Annotated in this window: 16 protein-coding genes; 8 read left to right on the top strand and 8 right to left on the bottom strand. The window is 60.5% G+C overall.

From position 1 onward, the window contains the following. Positions 1 to 97 precede the first annotated feature (97 nt). Positions 98 to 649 (top strand): cytochrome c oxidase assembly protein, encoded by a 552-nt coding sequence (locus tag HU718_RS01445; RefSeq protein WP_102902574.1) that lies wholly within the window; start codon positions 98 to 100, stop codon positions 647 to 649. A 25-nt stretch (positions 650 to 674) separates the two neighbouring features. Further along, positions 675 to 1,562, top strand: coding sequence for a cytochrome c oxidase subunit 3 (locus HU718_RS01440; RefSeq protein WP_095119637.1), 888 nt, complete (start codon positions 675 to 677; stop codon positions 1,560 to 1,562). A 55-nt stretch (positions 1,563 to 1,617) separates the two neighbouring features. Here the strand turns inward: HU718_RS01440 and HU718_RS01435 are convergent, their stop codons facing one another. Continuing rightward, complete coding sequence (locus tag HU718_RS01435) at positions 1,618 to 1,821, bottom strand: twin transmembrane helix small protein (RefSeq protein ID WP_102902573.1); 204 nt, start codon at positions 1,819 to 1,821, stop codon at positions 1,618 to 1,620. 71 nt (positions 1,822 to 1,892) lie between these two features. Here HU718_RS01435 and HU718_RS01430 point away from each other — a divergent pair, with 71 nt between their 5' ends. From HU718_RS01430 to HU718_RS01410, 5 genes are read left to right on the top strand one after another with little or no spacing between them, the layout of a single operon-like run. Beyond that, entirely contained in the window at positions 1,893 to 2,633 is a 741-nt protein-coding gene (locus HU718_RS01430; RefSeq protein ID WP_186613135.1) for an SURF1 family protein, read from the top strand. Further along, positions 2,599 to 3,192 (top strand): PA_0111/PP_0108 family redox-active disulfide protein, encoded by a 594-nt coding sequence (locus HU718_RS01425; protein WP_095119897.1) that lies wholly within the window; start codon positions 2,599 to 2,601, stop codon positions 3,190 to 3,192. The genes HU718_RS01430 and HU718_RS01425 overlap by 35 nt, the downstream gene beginning before the upstream one ends. Positions 3,193 to 3,202: 10 nt before the next feature. Further along, positions 3,203 to 4,282: a COX15/CtaA family protein gene (locus tag HU718_RS01420; RefSeq protein ID WP_186613137.1), complete on the top strand. Its 1,080-nt coding sequence runs from the start codon at positions 3,203 to 3,205 to the stop codon at positions 4,280 to 4,282. Next, a complete protein-coding gene (gene cyoE / locus HU718_RS01415; protein WP_077575206.1) occupies positions 4,270 to 5,169 on the top strand; it encodes a heme o synthase in 900 nt (299 codons plus the stop codon). The genes HU718_RS01420 and cyoE overlap by 13 nt, the downstream gene beginning before the upstream one ends. After that, positions 5,166 to 5,801 (top strand): SCO family protein, encoded by a 636-nt coding sequence (locus tag HU718_RS01410; RefSeq protein WP_008081211.1) that lies wholly within the window; start codon positions 5,166 to 5,168, stop codon positions 5,799 to 5,801. The genes cyoE and HU718_RS01410 overlap by 4 nt, the downstream gene beginning before the upstream one ends. Positions 5,802 to 6,141: 340 nt before the next feature. Here HU718_RS01410 and HU718_RS01405 read toward each other — a convergent pair whose 3' ends face one another. The 3 genes from HU718_RS01405 to HU718_RS01395 all read right to left on the bottom strand — a co-directional run bounded on the left by HU718_RS01405 (position 6,142) and on the right by HU718_RS01395 (position 8,670). Continuing rightward, positions 6,142 to 6,912 (bottom strand): MetQ/NlpA family ABC transporter substrate-binding protein, encoded by a 771-nt coding sequence (locus HU718_RS01405; protein ID WP_102902569.1) that lies wholly within the window; start codon positions 6,910 to 6,912, stop codon positions 6,142 to 6,144. A gap of 76 nt (positions 6,913 to 6,988) precedes the next feature. Continuing rightward, positions 6,989 to 7,663 carry a methionine ABC transporter permease gene (locus HU718_RS01400; protein ID WP_016986455.1) on the bottom strand — a complete coding sequence of 225 codons (675 nt, stop codon included), beginning with the start codon at positions 7,661 to 7,663 and terminating at the stop codon, positions 6,989 to 6,991. Next, on the bottom strand, positions 7,663 to 8,670 hold the full coding sequence (locus tag HU718_RS01395) for a methionine ABC transporter ATP-binding protein (protein ID WP_186613139.1): 1,008 nt from the start codon (positions 8,668 to 8,670) through the stop codon (positions 7,663 to 7,665). The genes HU718_RS01400 and HU718_RS01395 overlap by 1 nt, the downstream gene beginning before the upstream one ends. Positions 8,671 to 8,930: 260 nt before the next feature. On the opposite strand from HU718_RS01395, the gene katE reads away from it, so the two are divergent. Further along, positions 8,931 to 11,072, top strand: a complete 2,142-nt coding sequence (gene katE, locus HU718_RS01390) for a catalase HPII (RefSeq protein WP_186613415.1) — start codon at positions 8,931 to 8,933, stop codon at positions 11,070 to 11,072. A gap of 81 nt (positions 11,073 to 11,153) precedes the next feature. Here katE and HU718_RS01385 read toward each other — a convergent pair whose 3' ends face one another. The 4 genes from HU718_RS01385 to HU718_RS01370 are packed head-to-tail and all read right to left on the bottom strand — an operon-like array spanning position 11,154 to position 13,953. Then, complete coding sequence (locus tag HU718_RS01385; protein ID WP_186613141.1) at positions 11,154 to 11,867, bottom strand: PA5502 family lipoprotein; 714 nt, start codon at positions 11,865 to 11,867, stop codon at positions 11,154 to 11,156. A gap of 37 nt (positions 11,868 to 11,904) precedes the next feature. Continuing rightward, entirely contained in the window at positions 11,905 to 12,693 is a 789-nt protein-coding gene (znuB, locus tag HU718_RS01380) for a zinc ABC transporter permease subunit ZnuB (RefSeq protein WP_007911758.1), read from the bottom strand. Beyond that, positions 12,686 to 13,471 (bottom strand): zinc ABC transporter ATP-binding protein ZnuC, encoded by a 786-nt coding sequence (gene znuC, locus HU718_RS01375; RefSeq protein ID WP_007911759.1) that lies wholly within the window; start codon positions 13,469 to 13,471, stop codon positions 12,686 to 12,688. The genes znuB and znuC overlap by 8 nt, the downstream gene beginning before the upstream one ends. After that, a complete protein-coding gene (locus HU718_RS01370) occupies positions 13,471 to 13,953 on the bottom strand; it encodes a Fur family transcriptional regulator (protein ID WP_007911760.1) in 483 nt (160 codons plus the stop codon). Before HU718_RS01370 ends, znuC begins: the two co-directional genes overlap by 1 nt. Positions 13,954 to 13,956: the final 3 nt, after the last annotated feature.

Here is a 13,956-nt window from a genome sequence, read left to right as displayed (position 1 = left end):
CTCGCGAAGAACGATGACGCGGTTCATCTGATGCACCGAGTTGTCTGCTTCGCGAGCAGGCTCGCTCCCACAAGGGATCTGATGAGAGGCACGAATCATGGCTGACTCGATCTCGATGAAAAAACTGGTCACCCGCCTGCTCGGGGTGGTGGTGGCGATGTTCGTCTTCGGTTTTGCCCTGGTGCCGATCTACGACGTGATGTGCAAGGCCTTCGGCATCAACGGCAAGACTGCCGGGCAGTACGAGGGTGAGCAGGTCGTCGACACCTCACGCCAGGTGCGCGTGCAATTCCTGTCGACCAACACCGCCGATATGCCATGGGACTTCTACCCCAAGCATGACGAACTCACCGCCAACCCCGGCGCGGTCAACGAGATGATTTTCATCGCGCGCAACCCCACCGACAAACCGATGAGTGCGCAAGCCGTGCCGAGTATCGCGCCGAGCAACGCGGCAGCGTATTTCCACAAGACCGAATGCTTTTGTTTTACCCAGCAGGTGCTGCAGCCCGGTCAGCAGATCGAGATGCCGGTGCGCTTCATTGTTGACCGCGACATGCCCAAGGATGTGAAGCACCTGACGCTGTCCTACACGCTGTTCGATATCACCGCCCGACATCCGCCGGTGGCTGCAAACACTGGCGGTTGAGCGTGCCCGATAAGGAGAACAATAAATGGCAACTCATGAGCATTATTTCGTTCCGGCCCAAAGCAAATGGCCGATCATTGCCACGGTCGGGATGCTCGTCACCGTGTACGGCCTGGCCACCTGGTTCAACGATCTGAAGGCCGCGCGCCCGGAATCCCACGGCCCGCTGATCTTTTTCATCGGTGGCCTGCTGGTGGCGTACATGCTGTTCGGCTGGTTCGGCACGGTGATCAAGGAAAGCCGCGCGGGACTCTACAGCGCGCAGCTGGATCGCTCGTTCCGCTGGGGCATGAGTTGGTTCATCTTCTCCGAGGTGATGTTCTTCATCGCCTTCTTCGGTGCGCTGTTTTACGTGCGACACATCTCTGGGCCGGCGCTCGGCGGTGAAGGTACCAAAGGTATCGCGCACATGCTCTGGCCGAATTTCCAGTTCACCTGGCCGCTGCTGCACACGCCGGATCCGAAACTGTTCCCGCCGCCTAAGGACATCATCAGCCCGTGGGGCCTGCCGCTGATCAACACGATTCTGCTGGTCAGCTCCAGCGTGACCATCACCATCGCCCACCACGCCTTGAAGAAGGGCCATCGCGGCGCGCTGAAAATCTGGCTGGCGATCACCGTGCTGCTCGGCTGCGCGTTTCTCGGTTTCCAGGCTGAGGAATACATCCACGCCTATCACGAACTGGGCCTGACCCTCGGTTCGGGCATTTATGGCGCGACGTTCTTCATGCTCACCGGATTCCACGGCGCCCACGTGACCATCGGCACGATCATTCTGTTCGTGATGCTGATGCGCATCATGAAGGGCCATTTCGACAACGAGCACCAGTTCGGTTTCGAAGCGGCGAGCTGGTATTGGCACTTCGTCGACGTGGTGTGGATCGGCCTGTTTATCTTCGTTTATGTGCTTTAACAGCAGCTGCAAGCCGCAAGTTTCAAGCTTGCAGCTAGAGGCTATAAGCTCGTAGCTACCACGTAACGTGGGACACCAGTTGGCCGCTGTAAAAGCCCCAGGCGATCAAGCCGACGGTAGCAGCGGCCAATGCCACCCGAACACTCAAGGCGATGACCAGGCGATTCGAGCTGCTGTCGTCCTTGACCAGGAAAAACAGGCCGCTGAACAGGCTGATCACCGTGGCAATCAGCATCAGGACGATCGCTGTTTTGAGCATGGGAAGAACTCCGGGGGACAGGCGATGCAGTTGAGTATAGCGATCGCAACGACTGACTTTGTGGCGCGGCCATGAAGCGCTTTCGCCCGGGCGTGATACCGACCGTGGTGGTGGCGTTGTTGCTGCCGCTGCTGGTGTCGCTGGGCTACTGGCAACTGAGCCGGGGCGCCGAGAAAACCGCCCTGCTCGCCAGCTACGCCGAACGCCGCGCCGCGCAACCGATGGCCAGCAGCGAGTTGCTGAGCAGCGCCGATCCGGCCTATCGCCGTGTGCATCTGCACGGCCAGTTCGATGCCGCGCACAGCTTGCTCCTGGATAACCGTCAGCGAAACGGCAAGGTCGGCGTCGAGCTGCTGCAACCGTTTCAGGACCAACGCAGCGGTTTGTGGCTGCTGGTCAATCGCGGCTGGTTGCCGTGGCCGGACCGCCGCGTGCCGCCACAATTTTCCACACCTGCCGATGCGCTGAATATCGACGCCTGGGTCTACGTCGCCCCCGGCGCTACTTTCCAGTTGCACGCCGATCCGGTCAGCAACACCTGGCCGCAAACCATCACTGCCGTCGACCCGGCCAAGCTGTGGAAAACCCTCGAGCGCGACGGCTTCGCCTACGAATTACGCGCCGAACCCGGCCCGGCCAGCTACGAGGCCGATTGGCCGGTGGTCGCCATGGGCCCGGAAAAACACCTCGGTTACGCCGTGCAGTGGTTCGCCATGGCCACCGCCCTGCTCGGCCTCTACATCTATTTGGGCTTGCACAACGCAAAGGAGAAACACCATGGGAACGGCCATGAATCCACCCAGCATGTCTGAGGCGAAACCTGCCGCCAGTCGCCGTCGCGGGCGCATTCAGCTGTTGCTGATTGTGCTCGGTGTGGTCGGCCCGATGCTGCTCGCCACCGGCATGTACAAATTGCAGTTCTGGGTGCCGGAAGGTCGCAGCTATCACGGTGAGCTGATCGGCAACGGCCAGACCCGCGCCGACCTCGGCGTGCAAGCCGATGAACAACGCTGGCAGATGCTGGTCACCGCGCCGAAGGATTGCGCGGTGGATTGCCAGCAACTGGTGTATCTGGCGCGGCAGATCCAGATCGGCCTCGGTCGCGAGGCTGGCCGCGCCAGCCATGCCCTCGCCGTGGCGCAACCGGTGAGCGCCGATTACGAAGCCAAGCTGACCCGTGAATATCCACAACTGCAACGCTATCCGCTGGACGCTGGTGTGTTCAGCAAAACCACTGGCGACAAAGCCACGCCGCAGCTGTGGATCATCGATCCGCACGGCAACCTCGTGCTGCGCTACGAGCCGAATGTGAAAGGCAAGGATCTGCTCAACGACCTGCGGCACCTGCTGAAACTGTCGAACATCGGATAAGGGCATCGTCATGGCCAAACCTGGATTTCGCCTCGCGCTGTTTGCCACCCTGCTGGCACTGATTGTGGTGCTGCTCGGCGCCTATACGCGCCTGACCCACGCCGGCCTCGGCTGTCCGGACTGGCCGGGCTGCTACGGCTTTATCAGCGTGCCGAAAAGCGAAGCCCAACTGGCTCATGCCGAACTGCATTACCCCGACTCGCCGGTGGAGGCGCACAAGGGCTGGAACGAGATGATTCACCGCTATTTCGCCGGCACCCTCGGCCTGCTGATTTCGATTCTCGCCGGGCGCGCGTGGGTCAATCGGCGTCATCCGGGGCAGCCGTTGAAGCTGCCGCTGTTTCTGCTGGCGGTGGTGTTTGCGCAAGCAGCGTTCGGCATGTGGACGGTGACGCTCAAGCTCTGGCCGCAAGTGGTCACCGGGCATTTGCTCGGCGGGTTTGCGACGCTGAGTCTGTTGTTTTTGATGACGCTTAGATTGTCCGGCGTGCTGCCGGCGCTGACCGTACCCAAGCGTCTGCAGTATTGGGCGACGGCGGGATTGTTGCTGGTGATTGGCCAGATCGCGCTGGGTGGCTGGGTCAGTTCCAACTACGCGGCGGTGGCGTGCATCGATTTTCCGACCTGCCACGGGCAATGGTTGCCGCCAGCGGATTTCGCCAATGGTTTTCACCTGACTCAACACATCGGCCCGAATTACTTGGGCGGACAACTCGACAGCGATGCGCGCACGGCGATTCACCTGACTCACCGCATCGGCGCGCTGCTGGTGACGTTTGTTTTGCTCGGTCTGGCCTGGCAGTTGAAAGTGGTTGGCATGACTCGCTTGGCTGGTCTGGTACTGATCGCCCTCACCGCACAAATCACCCTCGGCATCAGCAATGTCTTGTTCCATCTGCCGCTGCCAGTGGCGGTCGCGCATAACGCTGGCGGTGCGGCGCTGTTGCTGACCATGGTGCTGGTCAATTACCACGCGCGCACCAGTCTGGTTCGGGTCAAACAACCGGTGCTCGCACGCTGGCGTCTGAGCCCGCGCAAACACGCGGCCGCGCCCATCACTATTAAAGGAGAAACGCCGTGGCGATTCTGATTGGCGAACGTCCGCATCAGGCGATCTGGCGTGATTATCTGGAACTGACCAAACCGAAAGTCGTGGTGCTGATGCTCATCACCTCGCTGGTCGGCATGTTCCTCGCGACCCGCGCCGGGGTGCCGTGGACGGTGCTGGTGTTCGGCAATCTGGGGATTGCCCTGTGTGCTGGTGGCGCGGCGGCGGTCAATCATGTGGTCGATCGGCGTATCGATGCGGTGATGGCGCGCACGCATAAACGGCCGCTGGCTGAGGGCCGGGTTTCACCGGCGGCAGCGCTGACGTTTGCACTGGTGCTGGCACTGCTCGGTCAGGCCTTGTTGCTGACCTTCACCAATCCGCTGACCGCTTGGCTGACCCTGGCTTCGCTGCTCGGTTACGCGGTGATCTACACCGGTTTCCTCAAGCGTGCGACGCCACAGAACATCGTCATCGGAGGCCTTGCCGGCGCCGCCCCGCCGCTGCTCGGCTGGACCGCTGCCACCGGCCATGTCAGCGCCGAACCGTTGTTGCTGGTGCTGATCATCTTCGCCTGGACCCCGCCGCACTTCTGGGCGCTGGCGATCCATCGCAAGGAGGAATACGCCAAGGCCGACATCCCGATGCTGCCGGTCACCCACGGCGAGCACTACACCAAAGTGCACATTCTGCTCTACACCTTCGCTCTGCTGGCGGTGAGTCTGCTGCCGTACGTGATTCACATGAGCGGCATGCTCTACCTGATTTGCGCGCTCGCCCTCGGCGCAAGGTTTCTGCAATGGGCCGTGGTGCTGTACCGTGGCACTCGGCCGCACGCGGCGATCAACACCTTCAAGTACTCTATCTGGTACTTGTTTCTGCTGTTCATCGCCCTGCTCGTAGACCACTACTTACTGTTGAACCTATGACTCGAACCCAGAAAACCGTCTTCATCCTCGTCGCCGTGATCGCGCTGATCCTGGGACTTACCGTCAACAAAGTGCTGAGCGGCAAGGGCCAGGGCGACCCGACTGCGTTGATCGACGCCGGCATTATTCTGCTGCCGCAGAGCCGCAATCTGCCGGACGTGACGATGACCGATCAGGACGGCAAGCCGGTGGCGATCAACGAGCTCAAAGGTAAGTGGAGTCTGCTGTTTTTCGGCTACACCTTCTGCCCGGACATCTGCCCGACCACCCTCGCACAGCTGCGCCAGATCAAAAGCGAACTGCCCAAGGACGCTGTGGACAAGTTGCAGATCGTGCTGGTCAGCGTTGACCCGAACCGCGATAACCCGAAGCAGTTGAAGCAGTATCTGGGCTACTTTGATCCGCAGTTCATTGGCCTGACACCGACCTCGATTGAAGAGCTGCAGAAGGTGGCGAACGCGGTGAGTATTCCGTTTATTCCGGCGGACACCAGTAAGCCGAATTACACCGTCGACCATAGCGGCAATCTGGCGGTGATCGGGCCGGACGGGACGCAGCGTGGGTTTATTCGAGCGCCGTTGAACAACGCCAAACTGGTTGCACAGTTGCCGGTGATGCTTAACCGCAAATAAAAGCTGAAGAGCGAAAAGCCCCTCACCCTAGCCCTCCCGAAACGTCGGACCGCCCAGAGGGAGAGGGGACTGATTGGGGGATGCTGACGAAATACGCCGACCTGTAATCGCTGTGCTGAAGCCATAATCGCCAAGATCGTTCAGATCGATGTGCTGTGCCGAATCCATAATCGACTGGATCTTTCAGGTCGATGTATGACGCCCGACACCTCGGTCGGCCCCCTCTCCCTCCGGGAGAGGGCTGGGGTGAGGGGCAGCTTCACAACAGTTCCAAAGCCAAGCACCAGACACAAAAAAGGGGACGCGCATGGCGTCCCCTTTTCGTTGCAGCATTCCTGAATCAGAACGCCGGCAATACCGCACCCTTGTACTTCTCGGTAATGAACTTCTTCACTTCCGGGCTGTGCAGCGCAGCAGCGAGTTTCTTCATCGCGTCGCTGTCCTTGTTGTCCGCGCGGGACACGAGGATGTTCACGTACGGCGAGTCGTTACCTTCGATCACCAGCGCATCCTTGGACGGATCGAGCTTGGCTTCCAGCGCGTAGTTGGTGTTGATCAGCGCCAGATCGACCTGGGTCAGCACGCGCGGGATGGTCGCGGCTTCCAGTTCACGGATCTTCAGGTCTTTCGGGTTGGTCGCGATGTCTTTGACGGTCGACAGGATGTTGGTCGGATCCTTCAGGGTGATCACGCCAGCCTTGGCCAGCAGCAACAGCGCACGGCCGCCGTTGGTGGCGTCGTTCGGGATCACCACGTTGGCGCCGCTTGGCAGATCCTTCAGGTCCTTGAGCTTGCTCGAGTAGGCGCCCAGTGGCTCCAGGTGCACACCGGTCACGGCGACCAGGCTGGTGCCCTTGGCCTTGTTGAACTCATCGAGGTACGGCTGGTGCTGGAAGAAGTTAGCGTCCAGGCGCTTTTCCGCGACCTGTACGTTCGGCTGAATGTAGTCGGTGAAGACCTTGACCTTCAGATCCACGCCTTCTTTGGCCAGTGCCGGCTTCACGAACTCGAGGATTTCCGCGTGCGGCACCGGAGTGGCGGCAACGGTCAGGGTTTCGGCGTGGGCCGAGAATGCTGCAACGGCAGCAAAAGCAGCGATCAGTTTTTTCATTCAGCTAACTCCTTATGAGGCGCCCGTCTGGCGCCTGCCAGCGAATGGCCGGCTCATCTGTTCAATACAAAACCGCTTATTTGCGCGAAAAATGCACGACCAAACGGTCGCCCACCATCTGCAGCACTTGCACCAGAATCAGCAGCAACACCACAGTGACGATCATCACGTCAGTCTGGAAACGCTGGTAGCCGAAACGAATCGCCAGGTCACCCAGACCACCGGCACCGACCACACCGGCCATTGCCGTGTAGGACACCAGTGTAATCGCCGTCACCGTAATCGCCGCGAAGATGCCCGGACGGGCTTCCGGCAGCAAGGCGTTCATGATGATCTGCCGCGTGGTCGCGCCCATCGACTGGGTCGCTTCGATGATCCCGCGATCGACTTCACGCAGCGCGGTTTCCACCAGACGCGCGAAGAACGGTGTGGCACCGACTACCAACGGCGGAATCGCACCGGCCACGCCCAGCGAGGTGCCGGTGATCAGCACGGTGAACGGGATCATCACGATCAACAGAATAATGAACGGCAACGAACGCAAGATGTTCACCGCCAGCGACATGAACGCGTAGAGGCCGCGGTTTTCCAGCAACTGACGCGGGCTGCAGAGGAACAGCAACACGCCCAGCGGCAGGCCCAGCAACACGGTGAACAGCAGCGAACCGCCGAGCATCAGCATGGTGTCGCCGGTGGCCAGCCAGATTTCGTACCAGTCGATGTTGGTGAAGAAACTGATCAGGTCTTCCATTAGCGCAATACCTCCATGTGAACGTCAGCGGCGGTGAAGCGGGCGAAGGCCGCTTCCATGTCGCCACCGGTGACGGCGAGGGTCAATTGCCCGTACGGAATGTCTTTGATGCGGTCGATACGACCGGCAAGGATGCTGTAGTCGACGCCGGTTTCCCGGGCGACGGTACCGAGCAGCGGCGCGTAGGTCGCTTCGCCCTGGAAGGTCAGACGCACGATGCGCCCCGGCACGTGAGCAAAGTCATCACGTTGCTCGCTTTCGTCGATCTGCTCGCTTTCCTGGACGAAACGCTTGGTGGTCGGGTGCTGCGGATGCAGGAACACATCGGCCACCGAACCTTGCTCAACGATCACGCCGGCATCCATCACCGCCACTTGATCGCAGACGCGACGGATGACGTCCATCTCGTGGGTGATCAGGACGATGGTCAGTTTCAGCTCGCGGTTGATCTCGGCCAGCAGTTGCAGGACCGACGCCGTGGTCTGCGGGTCGAGGGCACTGGTGGCCTCGTCGCACAACAGAATCTTCGGCTTGGTCGCCAGGGCGCGGGCGATGCCGACGCGCTGCTTCTGGCCGCCGGACAATTGCGCCGGATACTTCTTGGCGTGGTCAGACAGACCGACCCGCGCCAGCAATTCGGCAACACGCTTGTCAATCTCGCCGCCCGACAGTTCGCCGGCCAGGGTCAGCGGCAACGCAACGTTGTCGGCCACGGTCTTGGAAGCGAGCAGGTTGAAGTGCTGGAAGATCATCCCGACTTGCTGGCGGAAACGGCGCAGGCCGTTGGCGTCCAGCGCGGTGACTTCTTCGCCGTCGACGATGATCTTGCCGCCGCTGGAGTCTTCCAGGCGATTGATCAGACGCAGCAGGGTACTTTTGCCCGCGCCGGAATGGCCGATGAGGCCGAACACCTGCCCGTTCTCGATGGCGAGACTGGTCGGATGCAGCGCGGGAATGTCCTTACCGGCGACGCGGTAAGTCTTGTGGACGTTTTGAAACTCGATCACGTAGCGAACCTTGTGGGGCGCGTTAGAAAAGGATCAGCGGTTAGCCGGGCGCGCATTTTAGCCTGTCCGTATAGAGGTTCTTAGCATTTATTTCGCAATTAACCTTCGATTTGGCAATAACAAGATCAAAGGTCATAAAAAAGGAACGTCCAAAGCAGCCCATCAGTCACTAAGTAAGCGACTTGAAAACCCTGGGTGCCGTGCCCGGGAACCACTCAAGAGTCCCCGGCCAGCATCGGGGTCAACCGAGGAGTTTACGACTGATGAGCAAGAAGCCTACGACCGATAAAAGCCAGATGGCCGGAACCGATACCCCGGATCGTGCCAACACCAACGCCAAACTCGACAGCCTGGAAAAATTTCGCTCCGATGCCACCGGCCAGGCCCTGCGCACCAACCAGGGTGTGAAGATCGCCGATAATCAGAACACCCTTAAGGCCGGGCCGCGCGGGCCGTCGCTGCTTGAAGACTTCATCATGCGGGAAAAGATCACGCATTTTGACCATGAGCGGATCCCGGAACGCATCGTTCACGCGCGCGGCACTGGCGCCCATGGTTTCTTTCAAGCATACGAGAACCATTCGGAGCTGACCAAGGCCGGTTTCCTACAGGATCCAGGGAAAAAGACCCCGGTATTCGTGCGCTTTTCCACGGTGCAGGGCCCACGTGGTTCCGGCGACACCGTGCGTGACGTGCGTGGCTTCGCAGTGAAGTTCTTCACCGATGAAGGCAACTTCGACCTTGTCGGCAACAACATGCCGGTGTTTTTCATTCAGGACGCGATCAAGTTTCCCGACTTCGTCCACGCGGTGAAACCTGAGCCGCATAATGAAATCCCTACCGGTGGCTCTGCCCACGATACGTTCTGGGATTTCGTCTCGCTGGTGCCGGAATCAGCGCACATGGTCATCTGGGCGATGTCCGACCGGGCGATCCCGAAAAGCCTGCGCAGCATGCAGGGCTTCGGTGTACACACCTTCCGTTTGATCAACGCTGAAGGCAAATCGCGCTTCGTCAAATTTCACTGGCGCCCAACCGCCGGCACGTGCTCGCTGGTATGGGACGAGGCGCAGAAGCTTGCCGGTAAAGACACTGACTACCACCGTCGCGACCTCTGGGAAGCGATCGAGATGGGCGACTATCCGGAGTGGGAACTCGGTGTACAGATCATTGAGGAGGAAAACGAGCACGACTTCGATTTCGACATCCTCGACCCGACCAAGCTGATCCCCGAAGAAATCGTGCCGATCACGCCGCTGGGCAAAATGACCCTGAACCGCAACCCGGACAACTTCTTCGCCGAGACCGAGCAGGTCGCGTTCTGCCCTGGCCACATCGTGCCGGGCATCGACTTCTCCAACGACCCGTTGCTGCAAGGTCGGCTGTTTTCCTACACCGACACGCAAATCAGCCGACTCGGTGGACCGAATTTTCACGAGTTGCCGATCAACCGCCCGGTGGCGCCGTTCCACAATGGCCAGCGTGATGCCCAGCACCGTTCGGTGATCGACAAGGGTCGTGCCTCTTACGAGCCGAACTCGATTGATGGCGGCTGGCCGAAAGAAACGCCGCCAGCGGCTCAGGACGGTGGTTTTGAAAGTTATCCAGAGCGCATCGACGCAAACAAGATCCGCCAGCGCAGCGAGTCGTTCAGCGATCACTTCTCTCAGGCGACGTTGTTCTTCAACAGCATGAGCGATCACGAGAAGGAGCACATCATTGCCGCTTACAGCTTCGAGCTGGGCAAGGTTGAGCGCGAATTCATCCGTGCGCGGGAAGTGAACGAGATTCTGGCCAACATCGATCTGGAACTGGCCAAGCGCGTGGCGGCTAATCTAGGTCTGCCTGCACCTACCAAAGGCACGGTGGATGCGCGCAAGGTGTCTTTCGATCACTCGCCATCATTGAGCCAGGTTAATTTGCTGCCAGAAAACATCAAAACCCGAAAAGTGGCGATTCTAGCTGCCAACGGCGTCGATGGTGCCGCGATTGATGCAATGAAGAAGGCATTGGCCGCTGAAGGTGCGCATGCCAAGTTGCTGGGGCCGACTTCGGCGCCAGTGAAGACCGCTGACGGGAAAAGCCTGCCAGTGGATGCGTCCATGGAAGGCATGCCGTCGGTGATTTTTGACGCGGTGTTCGTGCCGGGTGGCGCGGCATCGGTGAAGGCGTTGAGCGGTGACGGCGTTGCGCTGCATTACCTGCTGGAGGCGTACAAGCATTTGAAGGCGATTGCGCTGCACGGCGATGCCAAGCAATTGCAGGATTTGCTGAAGCTGGAGGCGGATGCCGGGTTGCTGCAAGGCAAGGATGTGCCGTCGTTGACCAAGCCGTTCTTCGCCGCGATCGGGCAGCATCGGGTTTGGGCGCGGGAGCCTAAGGCCAAAGCCATTCCGGCTTAAAAGCAAAAGATCGCAGCCTTCGGCAGCTCCTACAGGGTGTACCTCAATCCCATGTTGGAGCTGCCGCAGGCTGCGATCTTTTTACGGTTTACGCGGGCTCAGAACCATCTGCGCAGGCACGGTGCGCACGGTCTGCTTCACAATCTTCAGCTCAAAATCCGGGTTCAGTCTCTTCACCCGCTTGCTCAGCAACGTCGCCAACCACGGATAGTCATTGGTACGCGGCGCCTGAATAGTGACGGCACACTCATAATTCACCACATCCGCAGCGATCGCATCCAGTTGCCTGCGAAGTTTGCGACTATCGGTGATGTTCAGCGCCACCGTAGTGCTCTCGGCAGTCGGATCGATCACCTTGGCTTTCGGCTTGGCTTCGGCTGCCAACAGCGCCGCTTCAGCCTTTTCCAGCTCAGCCTTGCGCGCTTCAGTGATGGCGCCATTCACGCCACCAGTCAGCGCCGGCGCTTTCGGCATCAACGCACGGGCACGGCTCAGCGCCGTGGCGGCGGCATTCACATCGCCCTTCTGCAGCACGATCTGGCTGCGACGCAGATACGCCTCGGCCAATTGGCGCTGGTACTGCTCAAGGGATTGGTCGTTGGGGGTTTCTTTCTGCAAAGCGGCCAACTGATCTTCGGCAGTGGCCAATTCGCTGCTGGCCAGGCTTTGTTCCAGCTGTGCGATGGCCGTAGCCCGCGCATCGGGGACTTCAGCCACCGGCGGCGTACTTTGGCAGGCGCCCAGCAGCACTGAAAATGCGACAAGGAGCAGATAACGGGAGGCGAACGGCTTCATTCCTGCGACTCTCTATTTGCGCAAAAAGCGGCCAAGTCTACACCCCGCGACGGGGCAGAACAAAACTCAGCAGAAACAGTGCGGCCGCCGTCACAACGATTGACGGCCCCGCCGGGGTGTCCTTGAACCACGACAGCGCCAGCCCGCCACACACCGCAAGCATGCCCAGCAGGCTCGCGCCCAGTGCCATCTGCTCCGGCGAGCGGGCGTGACGCTGTGCCGCAGCGGCGGGAATGATCAACAGCGAGGTAATCAGCAACACCCCGACGATTTTCATCGCCACCGCGATTACTACCGCAATCAACAGCATCAGCGCCATGCGCAGGCCCGCCACCGGCAGGCCTTCAACCTTGGCCAGCTCTTCGTGCACGGTGATCGCCAGCAATGGCCGCCACAGCGTTACCAGCAACACCAGCACCGCCGCACTGCCGCCAAGGATCCACGCCAGATCGGTCGGGCTGATCGCCAGCAGGTCGCCGAACAGATAGGCCATCAGGTCGATCCGCACTTCATGCATGAAGCTTAGTACCACCAGACCGAGAGAGAGCGTGCTTGGTGCGAGAATTCCCAAAAGCGTGTCAGACGCCAGCGGTTGACGCTGTTGCAGCGTGACCAGCAGCACCGCCAGCAACAGGCAGCCTACGGTGACCGCGACCGTCGGGCTGACATCCAGCAAAAAGCCCAACGCCACACCGAGTAACGCGGCGTGGGACAAGGTGTCGCCGAAATAGGCCATGCGCCGCCAGACCACGAACGAACCCAGCGGACCTGCAACAATCGCCAACGCCAGACCTGCAAGCAGGGCATACAACAGAAAATCAGCCATGCTTGCAGTTGTCTCCGTGAACGTGAGGTTGGCCAATAACCGGCCCTTTGACCACCGAGCCGTGCAGGTCGTGAGCGTGGTCGTGATGGTGGTGATAGACCGCCAGGCTCTGCGCGTTCTTGCCGAACAGCTCGACAAACGCCGGATCGCCACTGACCTGCTCGGGATGCCCGGAGCAGCAGACGTGACGGTTGAGGCAGACCACTTGGTCGGTGGTGCTCATCACCAGATGCAAATCGTGGGACACCATCAGCACGCCGCAGCCATGGCGGTCGCGCAAACGGGTGATCAGGCTGTACAGCTCGGCCTGCCCGGCGACGTCGACGCCTTGCACCGGCTCGTCGAGCACCAGCAATTCCGGCTCCCGCAGCAGTGCCCGCGCCAGCAGCACACGCTGCATTTCACCGCCGGAAACGCTTTGCACAGGGCTGTCGATAACGTGTTCAGCGCCGACCTCTTTCAGCGCGGCCAGCGCACGCGGACGATCAACGCCCGGCACCAGCCGCAGAAAACGCAGCACCGACAGCGGAAGAGTCGGATCGACGTGGAGTTTTTGCGGCATGTAACCGACGCGCAGTTTCGGTTTGCGCCAGACGCTGCCGCTGTCCGGTTTCAACAGGCCCAGCACGGCGCGCACCAGCGTGGTCTTGCCGGCGCCATTGGGGCCGATCAGGGTGACGATCTGCCCCGGCTCGACGCTCAGCTCGATATTGTCCAGCACAGCCTGCCCGGCAAATGTGACGGCGACCTGCTCCAGACGGATCAGCGCGTTGCTCATCAAGCCCCCTGGCAACCGGAGCACAGGCCGACGACTTCGACGGTCTGGGCTTCGACGATGAAACCGACGTCTTTGGCGCTGTTGATGATCGCGTCGCTGATCACTTTTTGCTCAAGCTCGATGGCAGCGTGGCAATCGCGGCAGATCAGGAACTGGCCCTGATGCGCGTGCTCCGGATGGACGCAGCCGACGAAGGCGTTCAGCGAAGAGATGCGGTGCACCAGGCCGTTTTCCAAAAGGAAATCCAGCGCGCGGTACACGGTTGGCGGCGCGGCGCGGCGGCCGTCCTGCTCGCTGAGTACAGCGAGAATGTCGTAGGCGCCCAGCGGCTTGTGACTCTGCCACACCAGTTCCAGCACCCGGCGGCGCAACGCGGTCAGGCGCAAGCCTTTCTGGGCGCACAAGGTATCGGCCTCGGACAAAGCGCTGTGCACGCAATGAGAGTGGTCGTGGGGACGGCTGGCAATCGGTGTAATAGGCATGGG

Source organism: Pseudomonas tensinigenes (genome assembly GCF_014268445.2).
In the GTDB taxonomy this organism is placed as follows: Bacteria; Pseudomonadota; Gammaproteobacteria; order Pseudomonadales; family Pseudomonadaceae; genus Aquipseudomonas; species Aquipseudomonas tensinigenes.
This window is presented reverse-complemented; position numbering and strand designations above follow the sequence as displayed.

What these genes read in the sequence shown, in the direction of transcription:
- HU718_RS01445 (WP_102902574.1), top strand. Translation starts at nt 98, where the DNA reads ATGGCTGACTCGATCTCGATGAAAAAACTGGTCACCCGCCTGCTCGGG.
- HU718_RS01440 (WP_095119637.1), top strand. Translation starts at nt 675, where the DNA reads ATGGCAACTCATGAGCATTATTTCGTTCCGGCCCAAAGCAAATGGCCG.
- HU718_RS01435 (WP_102902573.1), bottom strand. Translation starts at nt 1,821, where the DNA reads ATGCTCAAAACAGCGATCGTCCTGATGCTGATTGCCACGGTGATCAGC.
- HU718_RS01430 (WP_186613135.1), top strand. Translation starts at nt 1,893, where the DNA reads ATGAAGCGCTTTCGCCCGGGCGTGATACCGACCGTGGTGGTGGCGTTG.
- HU718_RS01425 (WP_095119897.1), top strand. Translation starts at nt 2,599, where the DNA reads ATGGGAACGGCCATGAATCCACCCAGCATGTCTGAGGCGAAACCTGCC.
- HU718_RS01420 (WP_186613137.1), top strand. Translation starts at nt 3,203, where the DNA reads ATGGCCAAACCTGGATTTCGCCTCGCGCTGTTTGCCACCCTGCTGGCA.
- HU718_RS01410 (WP_008081211.1), top strand. Translation starts at nt 5,166, where the DNA reads ATGACTCGAACCCAGAAAACCGTCTTCATCCTCGTCGCCGTGATCGCG.
- HU718_RS01405 (WP_102902569.1), bottom strand. Translation starts at nt 6,912, where the DNA reads ATGAAAAAACTGATCGCTGCTTTTGCTGCCGTTGCAGCATTCTCGGCC.
- HU718_RS01400 (WP_016986455.1), bottom strand. Translation starts at nt 7,663, where the DNA reads ATGGAAGACCTGATCAGTTTCTTCACCAACATCGACTGGTACGAAATC.
- HU718_RS01385 (WP_186613141.1), bottom strand. Translation starts at nt 11,867, where the DNA reads ATGAAGCCGTTCGCCTCCCGTTATCTGCTCCTTGTCGCATTTTCAGTG.
- znuB (WP_007911758.1), bottom strand. Translation starts at nt 12,693, where the DNA reads ATGGCTGATTTTCTGTTGTATGCCCTGCTTGCAGGTCTGGCGTTGGCG.
- znuC (WP_007911759.1), bottom strand. Translation starts at nt 13,471, where the DNA reads ATGAGCAACGCGCTGATCCGTCTGGAGCAGGTCGCCGTCACATTTGCC.
- HU718_RS01370 (WP_007911760.1), bottom strand. Translation starts at nt 13,953, where the DNA reads ATGCCTATTACACCGATTGCCAGCCGTCCCCACGACCACTCTCATTGC.